Source organism: Pseudomonas viridiflava (genome assembly GCF_900602065.1).
In the GTDB taxonomy this organism is placed as follows: domain Bacteria; phylum Pseudomonadota; class Gammaproteobacteria; order Pseudomonadales; family Pseudomonadaceae; genus Aquipseudomonas.
In genome coordinates this window covers 1-21,127 of record NZ_UWFN01000291.1, presented here as the reverse complement: position 1 = coordinate 21,127, position 21,127 = coordinate 1, and the positions used below count along the sequence as shown (strand labels likewise).

Genomic DNA, 21,127 nt, shown 5'->3' with positions numbered 1-21,127 from the left:
CGTGTTCTTAGAAGTTCATGCCAAAGCTGAGCGACACGAAGTCGCGATCATCGACCGTGGTGTACTTGCCATCAAAGAAGTTGGTGTACGAAAGTGCCGCTGTGTAGGTGTTCTGGTATTCGGCATCCAGACCCAGGCTAACCGCTTTACGGCCTTCCTCGAAGTTGCCGCCAGGGCCGGGCGAGTACCCCTTGACGTCATGCGACCAGGCAACGCTCGGACGCAGGTTCACACCGGCAAATACACTGTTGTAATCCCAGATGGCGCGAGCGCGATAGCCCCACGAGTTGGCAGTAGTGAAGCCATCGTCTTCGCAATAGCGACTCACGTTGTTTTGAGGGGCAGTTCCCAGAGTTTGGGCGTTGAGTGATGTGCAACGGCCGTTAGCCAGCGGGCCTGGACCGTAGCTTGGGTCGCGGCCGTAGCGGATTTTCGAAGTGCTTTCCAGCCCGCCAACGTGTGTCCAGCCCACTTCACCCACGACGGTCAGACGCTCGGCTCCCATCACTTGATCAAAGAACTGGGTAAACGAGGTTTGCAGTTGGGTGATTTCTTTGCGGCGATAACCTGGTTGATCGGTGTCGGGGCTGCCTTGCAGCGGCGATACGGTTGAGTCCAGTGGCGTGATGCCTGAATACAGGATGTCGGTGGTATTGATCTGCACCGGAGCGTTTGGACGGTAGCTGATCTCACCGCTCCACGCGGTACCGGTAGGCAACGTGGTGGAGAAGCTCAACCCGTACAGTTGAATATCTTCAGGGTATTCGACGTAGTAGCTGGAGTTGCCCGCAACGACCAGTGGCATCAAAGAGGCAACCAGACCCGGTTGCGCAGCCAACGGACCGAGTGCAGCGATCAGCGCGGCAGGGTTGTATGAGCCCGCTGGAGCGCCCCGACCGCTGAAAATTGGCGCACGACTGTGGTAGTTCATGAAATAAGCGCCGAACTCAGTGTCCAGCGGCTCAAAGTTGTAGTGCATGGCTACGCCAAACTGACCGCCGTCACGGGCATCACGATCAGGACCCCGGCGCACGACTGCACCCTCGTCAGGGTTACCCCACCTGACACCTTGTGCAGCCAGAGCATTGAACACTGTCGGCCTGGCAACCGCCGGTAAAGCAGCAGCCAAACCTGCCTGGCTGCGCAACACTGCAAGATTGCCGTCGCAACCATCCGAAATTACATCCGGCTGCGAGAAGAACGTGCCGCAGTTATCGGTAACGGTCTGGTCCCACTCAAGCTGGTAAAAACCTTCTGCGGAAAGATTTTCAGTAATGCTTTGCGACAGATAGAACATGTTGACCGGAATCAGGCCTTCCTTGATTTCGGCGCCTGGACGACGGAACGCGGACACGTCGACCGGGTTGATGCTGTTGATACCGCCCTGGATGAAAGTACTTTCACCCCAGCTGACCACCTGTTTACCGAAACGCACAGAACCTGGCTCATCGCCGATGCTGTAGTTGTGGTAAACGAAGGCGTCGAGAATCTGCCCGCCAGAAGACTTCGCGCCTTCCTTGCGATTGGAATCGCTGATGTCCTTGAACTCGCGGTTCTCGTCCTTGAGTTCAAAGTCGTACCAGTATTTGCCACGCACAAACACACCGGTGTCGCCGTACTTCAACTCAAGATCGTGAATGCCCTTGAAGATTTTCGAAAACGTTTCACCGCGTTTGAAGTTCAAGTGGCCGTCATCGGACGTCTGCGACAGGCCATGCCCGCCGTTGTTGGAACCGATGAGATTCTTGTTGGCTTTCTCGGTAGACCAACTGGCGCCCACGGAGAGCGACGAGTCGAACTTGCCTTCGATTTCGCCAATGTTGAAGCTGACGCCGAAAGCAGGACCGGCGAGCGTAGAAGCGAGACTGACGGCCAGAGGCAGTTTTGCCCGGCGCCAGAACTGGTTTGCTGATGTCATCGACGCTACTCCATGTGTTTTTTATTGTTTTGGCAGTGGTACTGCTAAAAACGGCACAGTCCATCTTGCGACAGACAGTCCAACGCTCATCGGGTAACCCAGAAGGTTACAACGGATCAGTGTCTTCATTCGTTTTTACCCAGCCCCTGATACCGACTATAGCCAGCAGGTCGCACTGCTTGATCCCTCTAAAGTGTGATTTGCAGTCCAAGACTCTCTGCCGCGCGTATTTGCGCCCGATGACGTCAGCGGGCTCGTGGGGAGAATGGCTTAATTTGCGGATTTGGCAAGCCAAGCGCTTGCTTGGTCAGCGCTGAGCCGACAAGCCGCACCCGGCAGGCACGGCTCAGACCCGGGCAAGGTGGAAAAAGTGCCGTATTCACCTTGCCCGCACGATCAGAGCGTCGAGAGGAAGCTGCTGTTGGTGCTCTGCCATTCGACGATATCCAGCCGCATACGCTTCTTGTCGAGCTTGCCGACGCTGGTCTTGGGAATTTCAGTAACAACCGCGATCTGATGCGGGATCGCCCACTTGTTGATATGCCCCAGTTCGACGAAGGGCTTGAGGTGCTCTTTCAGATCCTTCGCCTCGATGCTGTGTCCCTCTCGCACCACCAGCAGTGCAAAAGGCCGCTCGCCCCATTGCGGGTCTGCGATCCCCACCACGGCAACTTCGCGAACCCCGGGATGGCGACTGCACAGATCCTCCAGCGCCAGGGACGAAATCCATTCGCCGCCGGTCTTGATCACATCCTTGATCCGGTCACGAATGTCGATGACACCCATGCTGTCGAGTGTTGCCACGTCCCCCGTATGCAGCCAGCCACCGGCCCACATCTCGGCGCCTTTTTGCGGCTCACGGTAATAACCTTCACTCAACCAGGGTGCTCGCAGCACCAACTCGCCCATGGATTCACCGTCGGCGGGAAGGAAGTTACCCTCTTCATCAACAATCGCCGCGTCTACCAGAATGCCTGGTACGCCCGCCTTGATTCGATACGTGACGCGCTCGTCCTCGCTGCCCGCACGCAGTTCGTCATTCAAATGCGCAACCGAAATCAACGGGCCGGTTTCCGACATGCCATAAGCGGCAGTCAGTTGAATGCCACGCGCCTTGGCCGCTTCATATAGCGTGCGGTTCAACGAGCTGCCGCCGATGATGATCTTCCAGCCTCCAAAGTCGACGCCTTGCGCAGCCTTTGCGTTGAGGACCATTTGCATGATGGTCGGCACGCAATGGGAAAAAGTGACTTTCTCCTTGCGCCACAACTCGACCAGAAACTCCGGATCATAGCGGCCGGGATAAACCTGTTTGACCCCGAGCATGGTCGCCGCGTAAGGCATGCCCCAGGCATGCACGTGAAACATCGGCGTGATGGGCATGTACACATCATCGGTGCCCAGCAAGCGCTCGGCACTGCCAACAATGGTCGCGACGCCCATGGTGTGCAGCACCAACTGGCGATGGCTGAAATACACGCCTTTGGGGTTGCCCGTGGTGCCGGTGGTATAGAACGTTGTGGCGACGGAGTTTTCGTCGAAATCCTCGAATTCGTACTGAGCACTGGCCTGAGCCAGCAGCGTCTCGTATTCGCCCACCAGATTGGGCAACTCAGCAGTCTTTTCCGGCAGGTCCGTCAGCAGCAGGGTTTTCTCGACGGTGGTCAGATGCCCGGCCATTGCCTGATACAGACCGACGAACTCGCTGTTGACCAGCACGAACTTATCTTCGGCATGGTTCATCGTGTAGACGATTTGATCCGGCGAGAGCCGAACGTTGATGGTGTGAATCACGGCGCCAATCATCGGAATGGCAAACATGCACTCAAGGTAACGGTGGCTGTCCCAATCCATCACCGCCACTGTATCGCCCGCCTTGACGCCAGCGGCACTGAGCACATTGGCCAACCGGCAGACGCGCTCGATCAGTTCTGGATAGGTATAGCGAACGGTGTCGCGGTAGACGATTTCCCGGGTTTTTTCGTAACGGCTGCCTGACATCAATAGCCGCTTGATCAACAGAGGATATTGATAGGCACCGTCGGCTGGCGGAATAACGCGGGTCTGCAACATAAGAGTTCCTTTTCAAAGTGCACGGGCGTGGCTTGAAATATGGACTCTAGAGCGGTACCTCGCCAGTCAAATCAGCCAAAGGGATGATTTGCCGGATAAGCAGTTGTCAGCCTGACACTACCCTGTAGGAGCTGCCGAAGGCTGCGATGGCGGTGTGTCAGGATAGATGCTTCGCAGCCTTCGGCAGCTCCTACAGTTGCATCGTATTGGGCAAAAAGTTGTATCAATGACTCTCAGTCAGCGCCAATTTCAGACCCAACGCTACCAATACACCACCCATGGCGCGATCAAACCAGTGCCCCATACGTGCAAAGCCTGCGCGCACACGCTCCTGACTGAACAAACGCGCCACCATGCAAAACCACAGTCCTGTCGCTACCGCCAGATACACGCCATAACCGGCCTGAACCCACAGCGGCGTGTGCGGGTTGATCACTACGGTGAACAACGACAGAAAAAACAGCGTGGCCTTGGGATTCAGGCCGTTGGTGATAAAGCCGCTGGTAAACGCACCACGAGCCGTGCGCTCACCTGCGGCAACGTTGACCGGTGCATCGCTGGCGTTGGCAGGCTTGGCCCGCAGCGCCTTGAAGCCGATGTAAAGCAGATACGCGGCGGCCGCCCATTTAAGCGCGTTGAACAGCACGATCGACTGCGAAACAATCAAACCAATCCCCAGCAGCGAGTAACCGACGTGCAGGAAAATCGCCGTTCCCACGCCCATGGCGGTGTAGGTACCCGCCTTGCGTCCATGGGCCACACTTTCTCGCACGACCACGGCGAAATCCGGTCCGGGGCTGGCGACAGCGAGCAAGTGGATCAAGGCAACGGTGAGAAACTCGGCCCAATACATGGTGATTCTCCAAAAAAGCTGGCCTAAAGATAAGCCGGCCAAAATGTAAGCAAGCGTTTCGCTCTGTTAGGCTAGCCACATTAAGCCTTCAATACGTCCATTAACAGGTACAGCTGATGAGCAATCACGGTAAGGCAGTTTTTCTCGACTACACGTCGTTGGATCTGGGCGATCTGGACTTCAGCGCGCTGCGTGAATGCTTCAATGAGCTGACGCTACACACCAGCACCAGTCCTGATCAGGTGATTGATCGACTGCAAGGCGCGCAGGTGGCGATCAGCAACAAGATGGTGATCGACTCCAACACGTTCGCAGCCTGTCCGGACCTCAAACTGGTACTGGTGACTGCCACCGGCACCAATAACATCGACCTGGTTGCGGCCCGCCATCATGGGGTTACCGTCTGCAACTGTCAGGGTTACGGCACACCATCGGTCGCTCAGCACACATTGATGCTGTTACTGGCACTCGCTACCAGCCTGCCCGACTATCAAAAAGCAGTGCAGCAAGGCCTCTGGCAGAAGTCTAAGCAGTTCTGTCTGCTGGACTTTCCCATCGTTGAGCTGGAAGGCAAAACACTGGGCCTGCTGGGCCATGGTGAATTGGGTGGCGCGGTGGCAAAACTGGCCGAGGCGTTTGGCATGCGTGTCGTCCTTGGGCAAATCCCCGGCCGCCCTGCTCGCCCGGACCGCTTGCCACTCGAAGAACTGTTGCCTCAGGTTGACGCTCTGACCTTGCATTGCCCGCTCAACGACGACACCCGCGACATGATCGGAGCCCACGAGCTAAGCCTGCTCAAGCCGCACGCGTACATCATCAATACCGCCCGCGGCGGGCTGATCAATGAGCAAGCCCTGGCCGACGCGTTGCGTAACGGCCAACTGGGCGGTGCCGCTACCGACGTACTCACGGTTGAGCCGCCGAGTGCGGGCAACCCGCTACTGGCAGGCGATATTCCACGCCTGATCATCACCCCTCACAGCGCCTGGGGTGCCCGTGAAGCACGGCAACGAATCGTCAGCCAGGTGACCGAGAATGCACTGGGGTTCTTTGCGGGCAAACCGGTTCGGGTGGTGAGCTAGACCGCGATGACGCCCTGCCCTGTGGGAGCCCCGCACTGTCTTGAGGCAAACACAGGACCTGTGTGACCGGATTCATCCGGTCCCACAGGATCTTCGTAAATTCAGATAGTTATGTGTTGTTTAATCAGAGCGAGTTCTTAACAACTCCGGCTGGCAACCAAACTGTTAGACTCCGCGCTTTTTCGAGGAGCCCACCATGGACCCGCGCAGTGAAGTGTTACTCCGTCAGGCCGAACTGTTTCAGGGCTCCCTGCTGCTCGCCGGCCTGCCTGCTGATGATTTGCTCGGCCGCCTGCCGCACGCCCAGGGCTGGTGCTGGCACGCAGGTGATCAGGCTGCACTGGATGCACGCTTTGAAGGTCGTAGCCATTTCGGCGTAACAGTCCCTGAGCTGCCATTCGAGGCCGCCGTGGTGTTTTTGCCCAAAGCGCGAGAACTGACCAACTATTTGCTCAATGCCCTCGCCTCGCGCCTGGCGGGACGTGAACTGTTTCTGGTCGGTGAAAAACGCAGCGGTATCGAAGCCGCCGCCAAACAGCTGAGCCCGTTTGGCCGCGCCCGCAAGCTGGATAGCGCTCGTCATTGCCAGCTTTGGCAAGTCACCGTTGAAGACGCCCCAAAAGCGGTAACGCTGGAAAGCCTCGCCCAGCATTACGAAGTCGAAATGGAAGACGGTCCGCTCAAGGTTGTCAGCCTGCCGGGCGTTTTCAGCCAGGGCCGACTGGACCGTGGCTCGGCATTGTTGCTGCAGAACATCGACAAGCTGCCCAGCGGCAACTTGCTCGACTTCGGTTGCGGCGCAGGCGTGCTAGGGGCTGCGGTAAAACGTCGCTACCCGCATAACAATGTGATCATGCTCGACGTCGATGCATTTGCCACCGCCAGCACCCGCCTGACCCTTGCTGCAAACGGGCTGGAGGCAGAAGTGCTGACGGGCGACGGTATCGATGCAGCGCCTATGGGCTTGAGCACTATTCTGAGCAATCCGCCCTTCCATGTCGGGGTCCACACGGACTACAAAGCCACGGAAAACCTGCTGAGAAAAGCACGCCAACATCTGAAATCAGGCGGCGAACTTCGGCTAGTCGCTAATAGTTTTCTCAAGTATCAACCGATCATTGAGGAGCACTTTGGCGTATGCGCGATCAAGGCTGAAGGAAATGGCTTCAGAATCTACCGTGCCAAGCGGGCTTGAAAATAAGCACTTGCCCAAAGTGAAAGCTGGAGGCAGAATCCGCTCCGTCCTAGGGGAGTAGTCTCCCACGAGCGCCATGCTCGTCCGGTACGCATCAACATACTTGGTCCTCAGACCATGGTGCGTACGACCCCGAATCCGCTCAGACGGATCGGTGGTTTGACAAGACCTATGACACGAACACCTTACCCGGGGCGGGGAGGCTGTACGTGTCATAGCCGTGTCGACCCGCCCCTTAGGAAAACCTGATGCTGGAATCCCTGTTGGTCCCCACCGCTGTCGTTGCACTAGCCGAAATCGGTGACAAGACCCAACTCCTCGCGCTTATTCTGGCCGCTCGCTTTCGCAAGCCCTGGCCGATCATTGCCGGCATTGTCGCCGCGACATTGGCCAACCATGCCGCAGCCGGTGCCGTAGGTGCCTGGTTCAGCAGTTTCCTCTCGGATGCAACCCTGCACTGGATTCTCGCCGCTAGCTTCGCAGCCACTGCGCTGTGGACGTTGGTTCCGGACAAGATAGATGACGACGAAGCCAATACCGCACGCAAGTTTGGCCCGTTCATGACCACGCTGATCGCGTTCTTCATTGCTGAAATCGGCGACAAGACGCAAATCGCTACGGTCATGCTCGCCGCGCAATATTCGTATCTATGGCTGGTGATTCTGGGTACTACCCTGGGCATGTTGCTGGCTAACGTGCCAGTGGTACTGGCCGGCAATTTCGCCGCCGAAAAACTGCCCTTGACCCTGATCCGCCGTCTGGCAGCGAGCGCCTTCTTCGTACTGGCGCTGGTGGCGGTGTACAAGGCGATGCAGGTGAGTGGCTGGATTTAACTGTAGGAACGCGCACTGTGTCCCTGACACAGCGCCGTCGCGTAGAACACACCGGACCTGTAGGAGCTGCCGTAGGCTGCGATCGCGGAGTGTCAGGACAATTGCTTCGCAGCCTTCGGCAGCTCCTACAGAAAATGCATTTAAATCCAGTAATGAGCGCCACGCTTCGCCAATAATCAGCGCCTACAGGACAAGCAAACTCCTCAGGATTTTGGAGCAGCGTTATACAACGGCATCACCTTGGGAATCGCTGCCTGCAAAGACGCGATGCGACTTTCCGAAGCCGGGTGAGTGCTCATGAACTCAGGCTGCGAGCCACCGGAATTCTGGGTCATTTTCTGCCACAGGGTAATGGCGGCATTCGGGTTGTAACCCGCCCGTGCTGCCAACTCCAGGCCCAGTAGATCAGCCTCGTTTTCGTTACTGCGACTGTTAGGCAAGGTCAGGCTGTAGTTAACCACCGTATCGGCCAATGCCATGCTGTCTTGCCCTAATCCAAGAATGGCGCCCGCGCCCTGCTTGGCCATTGCAACGCCATAAGCCTTGGACATCGACTCACGTCCGTGCTCACGCAAGGCATGGGCAATTTCATGGCCCATCACCGCCGCAATCTCATCGTCTGTCAGCTTCAGCTTATCGATCAGACCGGTGTAGAAAATGATCTTGCCGCCCGGACCACAGTTGGCGTTCAGTTCATCACTTTTGATCAGGTTCACTTCCCACTGCCACTGCGCAGAATCCGGGCGCAGCTTGGGTGCCTGACCGATCAGGCGGTCAGCAATCGTATGCACACGTTTGGCATTGGCGCTGGTGGTGTCGAGCACGCCCTTGGTCGACGCCTCGCCGACTGTTTCCTTGTAGGACTGGGCATACATCTGATTGACCTCATCGGTCGAAAGCATGCTGAACATGTATTGCTTGCGCTCGACACCGACCGAATCGCCGCTGGTGGTATTCACGGCCTGGCAGCCGCCAAGCAGGATGGCTGCGCTCAAGGCACATAGAGCAAACTTCTGACGCATGATGAATCTCCCTCTGAACATGGCGCTCATCCTAGGCGGTGAACGACTTACGCGCCAGATACTGGCTGACAGGCGCTTTGTCCGCGTAAAGCGGTGATGGTTCCTGTATGTGTGTGATCTCGTGTGGGAGCGGTGCTTGCCCGCGACTCAGGCACCTCGGTGCATCAGACATACCGAGTAATCTTGATCGCGGGCAAGCACCGCTCCCACATAACGGTCTTACGAGGCAAGACCAGCGATTGCGGACGAACATAGAATCTCCCACAGTAGACCGCATTGCCTATGAACCTGTGCCCATCACAACGGCGTCAGACACTCAGGCGCATTGAGCTTCGGATCGTTGACCAGATTGGCCAACGGCCGCTCGCGCAGCGCGGTTTGTGGAGCGGCGAGCAGCGCCTGCAAGGTCGGCAATGGTGTATCGGCTGCGAGCCAGTCTTTCTGTCCTTGAGCGTCGAGAATCAACGGACGCCGCTGACTGGCAGCCAGTTGCGTGACCACCGCGACACTCAGGTACGTATGGCCCTGCACCGGGTACGCTTCCCATATAGCCGCAAAAAACAGCGCCGAGCCCTCCCCGGGTGTCAGCCAGAAAGGCCGTTTACGGGTAGTACCGCGCCATTCATAAAAACCGTTGGCGGGCAGCAGGCAGCGGCGCAGGCGAAACGCTTCGCGAAACATCGGTTGCTCGGCCAAGGTCTCGGCGCGGGCGTGAGCGGGGGTACGGGACAGATCAGTCAGCCACGGCGGGGTAAGCCCCCAACGCGCACGAGCCAGTTCAAGATCGCCCTCAGTGCCGGCAACGGCACGCAGCATGAGTACCGAGTCCGCTGGCGAAATATTCCATTGCGCTTGTTGGTCAGCCGGAAAACCGGGCAAGGCCGCAAAAGCGGGCGTCCAACGAAACAGCGCATAACGTCCACACATGGGGCTATAAAACTCGTTTGGACGCGCTGAACTGTGGAGACAAGGCCATTAAGCCGCTCAACACACCAGCACGTCAGGGAAATTGTCCGGCTCATCACCGGGCTCGCCTCCAGAGAAAGGCAGCGCCGCATTGTACTCAGTGATCAACTGTCGCGCCTGTTCGACCTGATCGTTGTCCACCAGCAACCCCAACAGGCCGAGGGCTGGCAACTCGCCAAGGGCGCCCAGCAAGTGCTGGCCGGTGAGGTGCGCTTCAATACCTTCGCTGGCGAGCATGCCTTGTAACAGCTCGCCTTCCATGAGGTTTTCCGGCTCGTAGACTTTCTGCATCATTCGTTCTCGCTGCGAACATCCAGACTCCAGTCTTCACCATCGGTTTGCAAGTCGAAGACAATGGGCCGACAACAGACCGGGCAATCCTCTATGTACTGCTGGTCACCGCCAGACAAGTCCAGCACCGCCTCGACCGGCTCACCGCAGTAAGGGCAGTCGTAACTCTGAATTTCCTGCATCGCGGTCTCCGGGATCAGTTGTGCGTATAATCGCGGTCTTTCAAGGCTCTGCTAGAGTCTGGACGTGTTTTCCAGACTTGGCCTCCCCTATTACTTTGTCACCCCCTACAAGAGAGCATGATGGGCGAATTTGATGCCATCCGACCTTACAACGACGCTGAAGTCTCAGCGGTGCTTGAGCGTTTGCTCAGCGACAAAGAGTTTCTCTCGATCCTGACCCGCTTCCGCTTCCCGAAACTGGCAGGCGCGTTAGGCTGGGCACTGCAACCGATCATCGCCCGCAAGCTGCGCCGCCAGTTCGTGGGCATCAATTCGGTTGCCACCCTGCAGGACAAGGTCGAATACTACGTCGACCACACCATTGAGCGCGCTACCGACGGTGTGACCTACACGGGCGTCGAGCAGTTCAAATCCGGCAGCGCCTATCTCTTTCTGGCCAACCACCGCGATATCGTGATGGACCCGGCTTTTGTCAATTACGCCGTGTACCACGCAGGCCTGCCGACACCGCGCATCGCGATTGGCGATAACCTCCTGCAAAAACCTTTTGTCAGCGATCTGATGCGCCTGAACAAGAGCTTCATCGTGCACCGTTCCATCGCCGGGCGCCGGGAAAAGATGGCGGCCTACCAGTTGCTGTCTGCCTACATCAACCACTCGATTCGCAACGACTGCCAATCGATCTGGATTGCCCAGGCTGAAGGCCGTGCCAAGGACGGTGATGACCGTACTGAGTCGGCAATCCTCAAGATGTTCCACATGAGCCGCAAGGACGAACCGTTCGCCGAAGTGATTCAGTCACTGAACCTGACGCCGGTGTCCATTAGCTACGAATACGACCCTTGCGATCATGCCAAGGCCCGGGAGCTGTACATTCGCGCCACCACCGGCACTTACAGCAAAGCGCCGGGCGAGGATGACGTCAGCATCGCCTTGGGCATTACCGGCTACAAGGGCCGCGTCCATGTGAACTTTGCGCCACCGATCACCGAGCTTTTCGAAGACACCAAAGCGCTGGCCATTGAAATGGACCGGCAGATTCTCGGTGGTTACCGCCTGTTCCCCGTCCATTACCTGGCTTACGCACAATGGGCCGATGCAGATTCGTCGCTCAACGTACCGTTGGCCAAGGATGTATTCGCTGCGCCGGAACTGGCCAAGGCTCAGGAAGAATGGCAACGTCGTCTCGATGAGTGCCCGGTCGAGCATCAGCCTTACCTGATCCAGCAGTATGCGACGCCTGTACGCAATCAATACCGGGTAAAGGCTGGCATCCCGCTCTGATCCTGCTGACGGTAAAAAAGGCGCTGATATCAAGCGCCTTTTTTATGCCTGAAAATTGTCAGACAATTTTCTTCGTCGTCACAGTTCCGTAACCTGACCCGGGCACTCTATGGCTCCTTCGAGGCAGAACCTCGACCCAATGGAGCTCGTCATGCTGCACGCCAAAAACCAGGACCGCCTTTATTTGATCGCTCCTAGCGACGAGCAGGAAGCGTTGATCGACGCTTGGTCGTTCAACGTTCAGGACCGCAACTGGCTGGTGTATTGCGCGCTTGGCGGCCATCAGCATCCCGACCTGCCGGACATGGACCTGCAGACGGGCTTCAGCTTTCTGGACTTTTATCAGCAGGCGGCTTGAGACGCATACAGCATTCGCAACAAAAGCAGGCCTCAGAATTGAAACACATTCCCTGTGGGAGCTGAGCTTACTCGCGATGAGGCTTGACGCGGTTCCCTTTAGATCGCGTCCAGCCTCATCGCGAGCAAGCTCAGCTCCCACAAGAGACTGTGTTCGCAGCGCAACAGGGACCTGCCCACAAAAAAGCCCGGCATCTCGCAAGAGAGCCGGGCTTTTTTACAACAGCGCTGGTGTTACTGAGCCAGTGTGTTGCCGATGGTCTGATCCTGGAACAGACGCGTCAGCGCGTCGCTCAACACGTCGCTGACCAAGCGGGTGTTGGTTTCCTGGTTCGGGGCCATGCCGAAGCGCTGGTCCAGCGAGGCTGCATAGCGACCTGCGTAGTTGCGACCGTTGTTCTGCACCTCGGCACGGAACGTGGCGCTGATTGTTGCTTCAGTCACGTACAGACCTTCTTTCGGCGACTGATATTTGAGATCAGCCAAAGTCACCGTCAACTGTGGACCGCTGCCGCCCTGTGAAGGAGTGAAGCCCAGCAGACGCACTGCGGCCTCAGCCTGTGCCTGCAACTTGGGCACAACGTCTGCGCCGGCAACGCTGACTGCGCTGGTTTCCGGGTACATACCACCGCGAGTTCCCAGCGTCGGGCTTGGGCGACCGTCGACCACACGCACCACCACCGGCTGACCGCGGCCTACCGGCGCCAACTGAGCGTTCAGCTTGGGTTGCGGGCTAAGTTGTTGCGGGCTGTGGGCACAGCCGACCAGAGTCAGACTCGTTACAGCAAGCAAACCAAACAAAATGCGACGCAGCATGCTCATCTCTCCAATGGGCCAGGCACTAAATGTGCCGCAGTATAGCGGCCTCCCAGCGCCGCCAACCAGTGAAAATCGGACCGCTTCAGTCATGCAATGGTTCAGCAACAAGCACGTCACGACGGTGTCATGTGTGCCGTGCAGACTTGCGCCTAAACCAACCGGGAGCCACACCATGGACTTTATCTGGTCACTCTTCAGTTCTCGCCCCAAGTACCGCCATTACGCGCGCATTGATCAGATCGGCATTTGCCGTGCCTTCAAGCAATGCAGCCAGCCCCCTGTGGGTCAGGGCTGGGTCGAAGTCACCGAGCAGAATCTGTCCTGGCTGAACCAGCCACTGCCGCTCAACGCCCGCCTCGTCCGCCGTGCCGGGCAACCTGCAGCCCGTCAGTTGCGCATGGCCTGACCGAAAAGCGAATAAAAGTCACTTAAGCCGATCAATTCCTGTCGTTTCATCGCTATAATCTCCCCCCGATTATAAGGACGTCTCCTGATCGGGCCTCGCAGCATGGCTAATCTCCGGATTAGCGCCTCCGTAATGCCCACAGAGAGCCGCCCACACAGGTCATATGCACGCACATTGCGTGTTGGTCAGTGCCCAATGGCTCGATTTGTTTCGAACCTTTCGCTCGCCAACACCTCAGGATGCATGCAGCTGATCTGCCGGTGCTGTCATCGTGCAGCCCTTTTTGAGGTTGAGGTTCGCGTCTCCAAAAGAGCGCGAAAAAACGGGTTTCACTACTTCACAAGAGTGTGGCGAGCAAATGAACAGGTACGCGTTTGTAAATGCACCATTAGCATCAGACCCAGCCCTTTTGAACAGGATCGATTGCTGCTGCGCAGCCTCCATGACTGGAGTCTGAAGCCTGTCCGCTACGGATTTGGTTGCATAACCGGATGCCTTGACGATAGTCGAATGGCTGACCGGGCTGAAAAATGCGTTCATGCTGCCCTGATGAACCCGTGATTACAGTCCGTTTGGTGGCCTCCGTTGATGATGCGAAGAATTGCGAAGAATCGGACATGCAGATCCTGGCCAAGGTTATCGGGGCACAACTTTGAACAAAGCCCCGCTACCAGGCATCTGACCTCGGGATCGTATGCCGTCAATTTGGTGCTGCAGATTTTGGAGACGCGTTAATGGCGCATAACGAAGCAGTCGATGTGGTATTGGTTGGAGCGGGCATCATGAGTGCCACTCTTGCCGTGCTGCTCAAAGAGCTCGACCCCGGCCTCAAGCTGGAAGTCGTTGAGCTGATGGACTCTGGCGCTGCGGAGAGTTCCAACCCTTGGAACAACGCCGGTACCGGCCATGCCGGGCTGTGCGAGCTCAATTACACCCCACCGGCAAAAGATGGTGCCATCGACATCAAAAAGGCCGTGCAGATCAATACCCAGTTCGAAGTCTCCAAACAGTTCTGGGCGTATCTGACGCAAAAAGACACCTTTGGCTCCTCGAAGAACTTCATTAGCCCGGTGCCGCACCTGAGCTTCGTGCAGGGCGAGAAAGGCATTGCCTTCCTCAAGACCCGTTTCGAAGCCATGCACAAGCACCATGCTTTCTCGTCCATGGAGTACACCGAAGACAAGGCCACCCTTGCCGAGTGGATGCCGCTGATGATGCCCGGCCGCCCAGCCGACGAGCAGATCGCCGCTACTCGCGTGATGAATGGTACTGACGTCAACTTCGGCAACCTCACCAATCAACTGCTCAAGCACCTGAGCAGCAGCCCTGACGCGCAGGTCAAATACTGCAAGCGCGTCACTGGCCTGAGCCGTAAAGGCGCTGGCTGGAGCGTCAGCATCAAAGACGTGAACAGCGGCACCACCCGTGAAATCGATGCGAAATTCGTCTTCCTCGGCGCTGGTGGCGCGGCGCTGCCGTTGCTGCAGATGTCAGGCATCGAAGAAAGCAAAGGCTTTGGCGGCTTCCCGGTCAGCGGGCAGTGGCTGCGTTGCGACAACCCCGAAGTGGTCAAGCACCATCAGGCCAAGGTCTACAGCCAGGCAGCGGTCGGCTCGCCGCCGATGTCGGTTCCGCACCTGGACACTCGCGTAGTCGATGGCAAGAAATCCCTGCTGTTCGGGCCGTACGCAGGCTTTACTACCAAGTTCCTCAAGCACGGTTCTTTCCTCGACCTGCCGCTTTCGGTACGCATGGCCAATATCAAACCAATGCTGGCCGTGGCTCGCGACAACATGGACCTGACCAAATACCTGGTCAGTGAAGTCATGCAGTCCATGGAGCAGCGTCTTGAGTCACTGCGCCGCTTTTATCCACAGGCGAAAGCCGAAGACTGGCGCCTGGAAATCGCTGGCCAGCGGGTGCAGATCATCAAAAAGGACGCCAACAAAGGCGGTGTCCTGCAGTTCGGCACCGAGCTGGTCTCAGCCAAAGACGGGTCTCTGGCCGCACTGCTGGGTGCATCGCCAGGTGCTTCGGTGACTGTTTCGATCATGCTGGACCTGATCGAGCGCTGCTTCCCGGAAAAAGCCCACGGCGAGTGGGCAAGCAAGCTGAATGAAATCTTCCCGGCCCGGGAAAAAGCTCTGGAAACTGACGCGCAGCTTTATGAGCGGGTCAGCATCCAGAACAACGAGCGCCTGGAACTGGTAGAAAGGCACAGCGAAACGCAAAGTTTCGCGTAAGTAACAAGCTGAACAGGCATACGCCCGACTTACATAGTCGGGCGTATTCCTGTTCAATGGTGCCAACTCAGCAGTAAAGCATTTCTCCGTTTACTCAATACGAAATTCAACGGTGTAACCCTCGTCAGGCTGATTGCTCACGACCCGCCCTTTGCAAACGGCTCCAAACAGGCCGTCTGATGTCGCATCAACCCATTGAAAAGCCTCTTCATTGGCCTTGAACCAGCCGAATGAATAGTTCGTATCGTAACCTGCCTTGAAAGTGCAGGACCTCTTGTCTGCACTGTAGCTAAAGTTCATCGCACCTTTTTTCTTCGAGGCGTAGATCAAACTAAAATTGCCGGTGCCATGGGCAGGTACAGCATAGCTACGCATACGCTCCGGGCTTACGACCCAGCTGGCAGCGCTAAGCACTAACGGTGTAGCAGTCTGGTTGACGACCTTGACGCTCACTCTGTAACGCCCGTCTGCATGGGCAGAGTGTGCAACGCTTACCGTCAACCAAAACAAACAGAGTAACGCTTTTAGACCCACTCTATTCATGGACTTATGTAAATTCATTTCGTCACTCCGACATCAGCATCACAAGATACTTCTTTTCATTTCATACGATAACGAACACTGAACCGCTCTTTATAAACCCATTCATCCACTTTCATTTCACACTTTGCAGGCGTACTGCCGAAACTTTTTGTGACCTTCCAGTGAGTGGGCCCAATAAGTGTCAGGGGGCCCTTTACCCGTTTTCCAGTCCCGTAGGTCAGGACAAAATTACAACTCCGTCCTTCCTGTGAGGACACAACGATATTTACGTCGCCAGATTTCGAGGGGATCCGAACATTGAACCCGCCCCCTTCGCCAGGCGGAATTTTATGATCCTTGGGATCTCGCCCCCCTGGGTCCCAGCTTTGGTTGGTCAAATAGATATCTTGATCCGTAAAGTTTCGGATTTCACCGTGGTAAAGGGTGGTCGCTTGAGCCTGAACAACACTGGCTATCAACGAAACGCTCACCACAGCAGTCACTGCCCAATAGTTCATACTCTGGAATTCCTTTTCCTTATTAAAAACAATGTACCGAACACACTAGTCAGTGCGCAGATAACGCCTCAGCTTATGTCGAAATCACTTGATACTCAGTTTTAGCTTAAAACCATCATCCGCGTCATTCCTGACGATGCTGGCATTGCAGACTGCACCAAACTGTCCCACCGATTGGCCGCGAACCGTCTCGAACGGCTCAGGGGTTGAGATCAGCCATCCCCTGCCTGGGACCGTCCCCCAATCGGCGCGATATTTACAGGCAGTATTAGCGGTAGCATAGGTGAACAATAGAGTGCCTTTTATCTCGCCCGGTACGGTCACCCGGAACTCCCCGGTAAAATGCTCGGGAATCTTATAATCCACTGGATGGTAATTTCCCAGAGGCCAGGTCGCTTGAGTCAGGGAGATATCTGACTGACTTTGGTTGACCACCGTAACATCAATTTTTTTGGCCGCTTGAGCGCTAACCGCCCCCCAGAGCAAATTGGAACAAAAAAACAGGCTAAAAAATGATACATATTTATTCATCATCGAAATCCATTTCGATACAGCAATTTAGTTTATTAACTTACGCATGAGATTGCACAAACCAGTATGGCTTGAGTTTTATAAATTAAAAAAATAAATATAGACTTGGAAAGTAGGAAAGTTCGACCAATCTTGTGGCTTTAGTCAATCCTAGCCCGAAGCAACCGAAACAATAATAAGGGCAGGCGCTACTGAACACCTGCCTTGTTAAGCCATCAGCCTCGAGCTTTCTCGATCAGCTCAATATACTCATCGGCATTACGCTGGTCCTTGATCGTCGCAATGAAGTCATTGCCGTGCTCGTCCTTACCGTCTAGGTCGTAACCGGCTTCAAGGAAGAACACCAGAAAACGCTCGAAATCATTGACCCGCAAACCACGGTAAGCCTTGATCAGCTTGTGCAAGGATGGCGATGTAGCGTCAACCGGCTCGAAGAGCAGGAACGCTTTAACCTGCTCGTCACCGATCTCATCGCCAATCAACTGCTTTTTATCTTTACGCATTGCGTGCTCCAACTGGATCGCTGACTTGTTAACCGGCGGGCAGTTTACCCCTCGCCCGGCAAAAGGCTCAACGAGTACGCACGGCTGCGGTGTGCAAATCTGCCCATACATGGCCGTTGGCATAGCTCAGGAACTGGCAGTAAAGCTTCTCGTTGCGCAACAGATCCATCAGCGTTCGATATTGCGCGACCGGGTAATACAGATTCAGCACTCGGGTCTTGTCATCAAAAACCGGCTTTTTAAGGCTTTTGCTCTCACTGTCGAAATGAATCAGCACCTCGTTGATCGTGGCGCCCTTGTTCATCGGTTTGCCTTTGAGGCGCAGCAGTACCGGGGCTGTGACAGGAATGGGTGTCTGATTGGATTGACGCTGATTGCCCACCACCACTGAATACTCGGTGATTTGCAGCAATTGCTGCTGCTCGGGTTCGCCTTCACGCAGATTAAGGTCGTCTGGCGGCAGGTATTGGGCGTGCATGGGTTCAGCTGAAACAGGCGCTGCAACTGCCAGGCAGCACAGCAGAGCGAGTGTTGCGCTACGGATCAAAAGCTTCATTTCGACTTCCCGCAAGGACAGGGCTGGCACTTTAGCATGCGGGAGGTGTGACCTCAGTGGACAGGCGGCCCTGTGGGAGCGAATTCATTCGCGAATGTGGCAGTACAGACGATAGATAAATGTCGAATGCACCGGCCTCTTCGCGAATGAATTCGCTCCTACAAAAACACGTGCGCTATTACATCCCTTTAACCGCATAAATCCCGGCAGCGTTGCGCCAGTAGCCTTTGTAATCCATGCCGTAACCGAAGATATAGCGGTCAACGCACGGCAGGCCCACAAAGTCGGCTTTCAGGTCTGGGCGTGCTTTGCGGTCGTGGTCTTTATCAATCAACACCGCGGTGTGCACAGCGCGGGCACCGGCGTGTTTGCAGAAGTCGATGATCGCGCCCAGCGTGTGACCTTCGTCAAGGATGTCATCGATGATCAGCACATCACGGTCGATAAACGAGACTTCCGGCTTGGCCTTCCAGAACAGATCACCGCCGCTGGTTTCATTGCGATAGCGAGTGGCGTGCAGGTAAGACGCCTCCAGTGGGAAGTTCAGGTGAGTCAGCAGCTTGCCCGAGAAGATCAGACCGCCGTTCATCACGCAAAATACGACCGGGTTGCGCTCGGCCAGTTCGGCATTGATGTGCGCGCCAACGCGGGCGATGGCCGCTTCGACTTCAGCTTCTGTGTACAGGCAGTCAGCCTCGCGCATGATTTGACGGATATGCTCGAGATCAGCGGACATGACGCTCTCCAGGGGGGCAGTGTAAGAAAAGCGGGCAAAGGTACGCATCCGCTTCAGTCAGAGCAAGCAATTCTGGACTAACGTGTCAGGAATTGTCTGAAAACACCGTAAGGCACGTAGGACAGTAACAGCTGAATAGATTAACCTAGGCCGTTTTTTTGCCCCCCGCCGGAGCTTTTTCCTATGCCTATTCGTGAGATCCGCCATCCGCTGATCCGCCACAAGCTCGGCCTGATGCGCCGCGCTGACATCAGCACCAAGAACTTCCGTGAGCTCGCTCAGGAGGTCGGTGCCCTGCTTACCTACGAAGCCACCGCCGATTTACCGCTGGAAACCTATGATATCCAGGGCTGGGCCGGCACTGTGCCGGTCGAGAAAATCGCCGGAAAGAAGATCACTGTAGTGCCGATTCTGCGTGCCGGTATCGGCATGCTCGACGGCGTCCTCAGCCTGATCCCGGGCGCGAAAGTCAGCGCCGTTGGCGTGGCGCGTAACGAGGAAACCCTTGAAGCGCACACGTATCTGGAAAAACTGGTTCCGGAAATCGACGAGCGTCTGGCCATGATCATCGACCCGATGCTGGCCACCGGTGGATCGATGGTCGCCACAATCAACCTGTTGAAAAAAGCCGGCTGCAAGGAAATCCGCGCCATGGTTCTGGTCGCTGCACCAGAGGGCATTGCCGTGGTCGAAGCCGCGCACCCTGACGTGATCATCTACACCGCGTCCATTGATGAGCGTCTGAACGAACATGGCTACATCATTCCGGGCCTGGGCGATGCCGGTGACAAAATTTTTGGCACCAAGCAAAAGGATTAATGATGAGGCAGGACGAGTTCAACGATCCACTGTGGCGTACCGTGCTGTCCGGCGCGCAGATGCTCTTTGTGGCGTTCGGCGCACTGGTACTCATGCCGCTGATCACCGGGCTGGATCCTAACGTCGCACTGTTTACCGCAGGCCTGGGTACATTGCTGTTTCAAATCGTCACCGGACGTCAGGTGCCCGTTTTTCTGGCATCGAGCTTTGCATTCATCACGCCGATCATTCTTGCCAAGGGTCAGTTTGGCCTCGCGGCGACCATGGGCGGCGTCATGGCGGCGGGTTTCGTCTACACCTTCCTCGGCCTCGCCGTGAAGATCAAAGGTACTGGCTTCATCGATAAGCTGCTGCCACCTGTAGTGATCGGCCCGGTGATTATCTCCATCGGCCTGGCCATGGCACCGATCGCGGCCAACATGGCGATGGGCAAAAGTGGCGACGGCGCCGAGTTGATCCCTTACAGCACCGCGATGCTGATCTCGATGCCTGCGCTGCTGACCACCTTGGTCGTAGCGGTGTTCGGCAAAGGCATTTTCCGTCTGGTGCCGATTATCTCCGGCGTGCTGGTGGGCTTCGCTCTGTCGTTCTACTTTGGCGTGGTCGACACTGCAAAAATCGCTGCCGCGCCGTGGCTGGCACTGCCAGCGTTCACGGCACCGGAGTTCAACTGGCAGGCGATTCTGTTCATCGTGCCCGTAGCCCTCGCGCCCGCCATCGAGCACATCGGTGGTGTGATTGCGGTCGGCAGCGTGACCGGTCGCGATTACCTGAAGAAACCAGGCCTGCATCGCACGCTGTTTGGTGACGGCATTGCCACCACCGCAGCAGGCCTGTTCGGCGGACCACCCAACACGACCTACGCCGAAGTGACTGGCGCCGTGATGCTGACCAAGAACTACAACCCGAAGATCATGACCTGGGCGGCTGTGTTTGCGATCACCCTGGCGTTCATCGGCAAGTTCGGCGCACTGCTGCAAAGCATTCCGGTACCGGTGATGGGCGGGATTCTCTGCCTGTTGTTCGGCTCGATTGCCGCGGTCGGCATGAACACCCTGATTCGCCACAAGGTCGACTTGGCCGAAGCCCGCAATCTGGTGATCGTGTCAGTCACGCTGGTGTTCGGTATTGGCGGTGTATTGATCGGTACCGGCAACGGCCCGGACGATTTCGGCCTGAAGGGTATTGCCCTGTGCGCGGTAACGGCTATAGCGCTGAACCTGCTTTTGCCGGGCAATGACGGGTGGAAGAACAAGCATCTGGATGATCAATTGCCATAACGCTCCGGTTAGCTGTCGGGATATGGCCAAGTGGGAGCGAATTCATTCGCGAATGCGGCAGTACAGACGATAGAGACATGTCGAATGTACCGCCCTCTTCGCGAATGAATTCGCTCCCACAATTGGGCACCGCATTTC

The 21,127-nt window shown here is 56.5% G+C and carries 24 protein-coding genes and 1 riboswitch; of the genes, 9 read left to right on the top strand and 15 right to left on the bottom strand.

From position 1 onward, the window contains the following. Positions 1-7 precede the first annotated feature (7 nt). The 3 genes from EE949_RS22350 to EE949_RS22340 all read right to left on the bottom strand — a co-directional run bounded on the left by EE949_RS22350 (position 8) and on the right by EE949_RS22340 (position 4,844). Positions 8-1,918 carry a DUF1302 domain-containing protein gene (locus tag EE949_RS22350; protein ID WP_122666299.1) on the bottom strand — a complete coding sequence of 637 codons (1,911 nt, stop codon included), beginning with the start codon at positions 1,916-1,918 and terminating at the stop codon, positions 8-10. Positions 1,919-2,314: 396 nt separating this feature from the next. Further along, positions 2,315-3,991, bottom strand: a complete 1,677-nt coding sequence (locus tag EE949_RS22345; protein ID WP_122666298.1) for a fatty acid--CoA ligase — start codon at positions 3,989-3,991, stop codon at positions 2,315-2,317. Positions 3,992-4,214: 223 nt separating this feature from the next. Continuing rightward, positions 4,215-4,844, bottom strand: coding sequence for a LysE family transporter (locus EE949_RS22340; RefSeq protein ID WP_122666297.1), 630 nt, complete (start codon positions 4,842-4,844; stop codon positions 4,215-4,217). A gap of 116 nt (positions 4,845-4,960) precedes the next feature. On the opposite strand from EE949_RS22340, the gene EE949_RS22335 reads away from it, so the two are divergent. From EE949_RS22335 to EE949_RS22325, 3 genes are all read left to right on the top strand, one after another. After that, complete coding sequence (locus EE949_RS22335) at positions 4,961-5,926, top strand: 2-hydroxyacid dehydrogenase (protein ID WP_122666296.1); 966 nt, start codon at positions 4,961-4,963, stop codon at positions 5,924-5,926. 196 nt (positions 5,927-6,122) lie between these two features. Then, positions 6,123-7,121 carry a class I SAM-dependent methyltransferase gene (locus tag EE949_RS22330; RefSeq protein WP_122666295.1) on the top strand — a complete coding sequence of 333 codons (999 nt, stop codon included), beginning with the start codon at positions 6,123-6,125 and terminating at the stop codon, positions 7,119-7,121. A 39-nt stretch (positions 7,122-7,160) separates the two neighbouring features. Then, positions 7,161-7,281: riboswitch (yybP-ykoY riboswitch) on the top strand. A gap of 88 nt (positions 7,282-7,369) precedes the next feature. Then, positions 7,370-7,954 (top strand): TMEM165/GDT1 family protein, encoded by a 585-nt coding sequence (locus EE949_RS22325; protein ID WP_122666294.1) that lies wholly within the window; start codon positions 7,370-7,372, stop codon positions 7,952-7,954. A gap of 203 nt (positions 7,955-8,157) precedes the next feature. Here the strand turns inward: EE949_RS22325 and EE949_RS22320 are convergent, their stop codons facing one another. From EE949_RS22320 to EE949_RS22305, 4 genes are all read right to left on the bottom strand, one after another. Continuing rightward, complete coding sequence (locus EE949_RS22320) at positions 8,158-8,976, bottom strand: M48 family metallopeptidase (RefSeq protein WP_122666293.1); 819 nt, start codon at positions 8,974-8,976, stop codon at positions 8,158-8,160. 297 nt (positions 8,977-9,273) lie between these two features. Further along, positions 9,274-9,903 carry an SOS response-associated peptidase gene (locus EE949_RS22315; protein WP_122666292.1) on the bottom strand — a complete coding sequence of 210 codons (630 nt, stop codon included), beginning with the start codon at positions 9,901-9,903 and terminating at the stop codon, positions 9,274-9,276. Between the two features lie 57 nt (positions 9,904-9,960). Continuing rightward, positions 9,961-10,233: a putative signal transducing protein gene (locus tag EE949_RS22310; protein ID WP_122666303.1), complete on the bottom strand. Its 273-nt coding sequence runs from the start codon at positions 10,231-10,233 to the stop codon at positions 9,961-9,963. Further along, entirely contained in the window at positions 10,233-10,415 is a 183-nt protein-coding gene (locus EE949_RS22305) for a CPXCG motif-containing cysteine-rich protein (protein WP_087273009.1), read from the bottom strand. Before EE949_RS22305 ends, EE949_RS22310 begins: the two co-directional genes overlap by 1 nt. Positions 10,416-10,535: 120 nt before the next feature. Here EE949_RS22305 and EE949_RS22300 point away from each other — a divergent pair, with 120 nt between their 5' ends. Together EE949_RS22300 and EE949_RS22295 are read left to right on the top strand one after the other, a co-directional pair. After that, positions 10,536-11,699: a 1-acyl-sn-glycerol-3-phosphate acyltransferase gene (locus EE949_RS22300; protein WP_122666291.1), complete on the top strand. Its 1,164-nt coding sequence runs from the start codon at positions 10,536-10,538 to the stop codon at positions 11,697-11,699. Between the two features lie 151 nt (positions 11,700-11,850). Beyond that, positions 11,851-12,057: a hypothetical protein gene (locus EE949_RS22295; protein ID WP_122666290.1), complete on the top strand. Its 207-nt coding sequence runs from the start codon at positions 11,851-11,853 to the stop codon at positions 12,055-12,057. 233 nt (positions 12,058-12,290) lie between these two features. On the opposite strand, the gene EE949_RS22290 is transcribed toward EE949_RS22295, so the two are convergent. After that, entirely contained in the window at positions 12,291-12,872 is a 582-nt protein-coding gene (locus EE949_RS22290) for a YajG family lipoprotein (protein WP_122666289.1), read from the bottom strand. Positions 12,873-13,047: 175 nt separating this feature from the next. Between EE949_RS22290 and EE949_RS22285 the strand changes: the two genes are divergently transcribed. After that, on the top strand, positions 13,048-13,281 hold the full coding sequence (locus EE949_RS22285; RefSeq protein WP_122666288.1) for a hypothetical protein: 234 nt from the start codon (positions 13,048-13,050) through the stop codon (positions 13,279-13,281). 234 nt (positions 13,282-13,515) lie between these two features. Here EE949_RS22285 and EE949_RS29540 read toward each other — a convergent pair whose 3' ends face one another. Then, positions 13,516-13,821 carry a hypothetical protein gene (locus EE949_RS29540; protein WP_162874371.1) on the bottom strand — a complete coding sequence of 102 codons (306 nt, stop codon included), beginning with the start codon at positions 13,819-13,821 and terminating at the stop codon, positions 13,516-13,518. Between the two features lie 194 nt (positions 13,822-14,015). On the opposite strand from EE949_RS29540, the gene mqo reads away from it, so the two are divergent. Next, positions 14,016-15,524 carry a malate dehydrogenase (quinone) gene (mqo, locus tag EE949_RS22280; RefSeq protein ID WP_122666287.1) on the top strand — a complete coding sequence of 503 codons (1,509 nt, stop codon included), beginning with the start codon at positions 14,016-14,018 and terminating at the stop codon, positions 15,522-15,524. A gap of 90 nt (positions 15,525-15,614) precedes the next feature. On the opposite strand, the gene EE949_RS22275 is transcribed toward mqo, so the two are convergent. From EE949_RS22275 to EE949_RS22250, 6 genes are all read right to left on the bottom strand, one after another. Then, positions 15,615-15,977 carry a hypothetical protein gene (locus EE949_RS22275; protein ID WP_162874370.1) on the bottom strand — a complete coding sequence of 121 codons (363 nt, stop codon included), beginning with the start codon at positions 15,975-15,977 and terminating at the stop codon, positions 15,615-15,617. A gap of 146 nt (positions 15,978-16,123) precedes the next feature. Continuing rightward, on the bottom strand, positions 16,124-16,564 hold the full coding sequence (locus EE949_RS22270; RefSeq protein ID WP_122666285.1) for a hypothetical protein: 441 nt from the start codon (positions 16,562-16,564) through the stop codon (positions 16,124-16,126). A gap of 84 nt (positions 16,565-16,648) precedes the next feature. After that, a complete protein-coding gene (locus tag EE949_RS22265; protein ID WP_122666284.1) occupies positions 16,649-17,095 on the bottom strand; it encodes a hypothetical protein in 447 nt (148 codons plus the stop codon). Between the two features lie 215 nt (positions 17,096-17,310). Further along, positions 17,311-17,598, bottom strand: coding sequence for a PA4642 family protein (locus EE949_RS22260; RefSeq protein ID WP_027899526.1), 288 nt, complete (start codon positions 17,596-17,598; stop codon positions 17,311-17,313). A gap of 67 nt (positions 17,599-17,665) precedes the next feature. Further along, the gene (locus EE949_RS22255; protein WP_122666283.1) at positions 17,666-18,154 is read right to left on the bottom strand and encodes a hypothetical protein; all 489 of its coding nucleotides are present in this window, start codon (positions 18,152-18,154) and stop codon (positions 17,666-17,668) included. Between the two features lie 178 nt (positions 18,155-18,332). After that, a complete protein-coding gene (locus EE949_RS22250) occupies positions 18,333-18,890 on the bottom strand; it encodes a hypoxanthine-guanine phosphoribosyltransferase (RefSeq protein WP_087272989.1) in 558 nt (185 codons plus the stop codon). 183 nt (positions 18,891-19,073) lie between these two features. Here EE949_RS22250 and upp point away from each other — a divergent pair, with 183 nt between their 5' ends. Together upp and EE949_RS22240 are read left to right on the top strand one after the other, a co-directional pair. Continuing rightward, entirely contained in the window at positions 19,074-19,709 is a 636-nt protein-coding gene (upp, locus tag EE949_RS22245; protein WP_122666282.1) for a uracil phosphoribosyltransferase, read from the top strand. Between the two features lie 2 nt (positions 19,710-19,711). Continuing rightward, the gene (locus EE949_RS22240; RefSeq protein ID WP_122666281.1) at positions 19,712-20,989 is read left to right on the top strand and encodes a uracil-xanthine permease family protein; all 1,278 of its coding nucleotides are present in this window, start codon (positions 19,712-19,714) and stop codon (positions 20,987-20,989) included. The last annotated feature ends 138 nt before the right edge of the window (positions 20,990-21,127 follow it).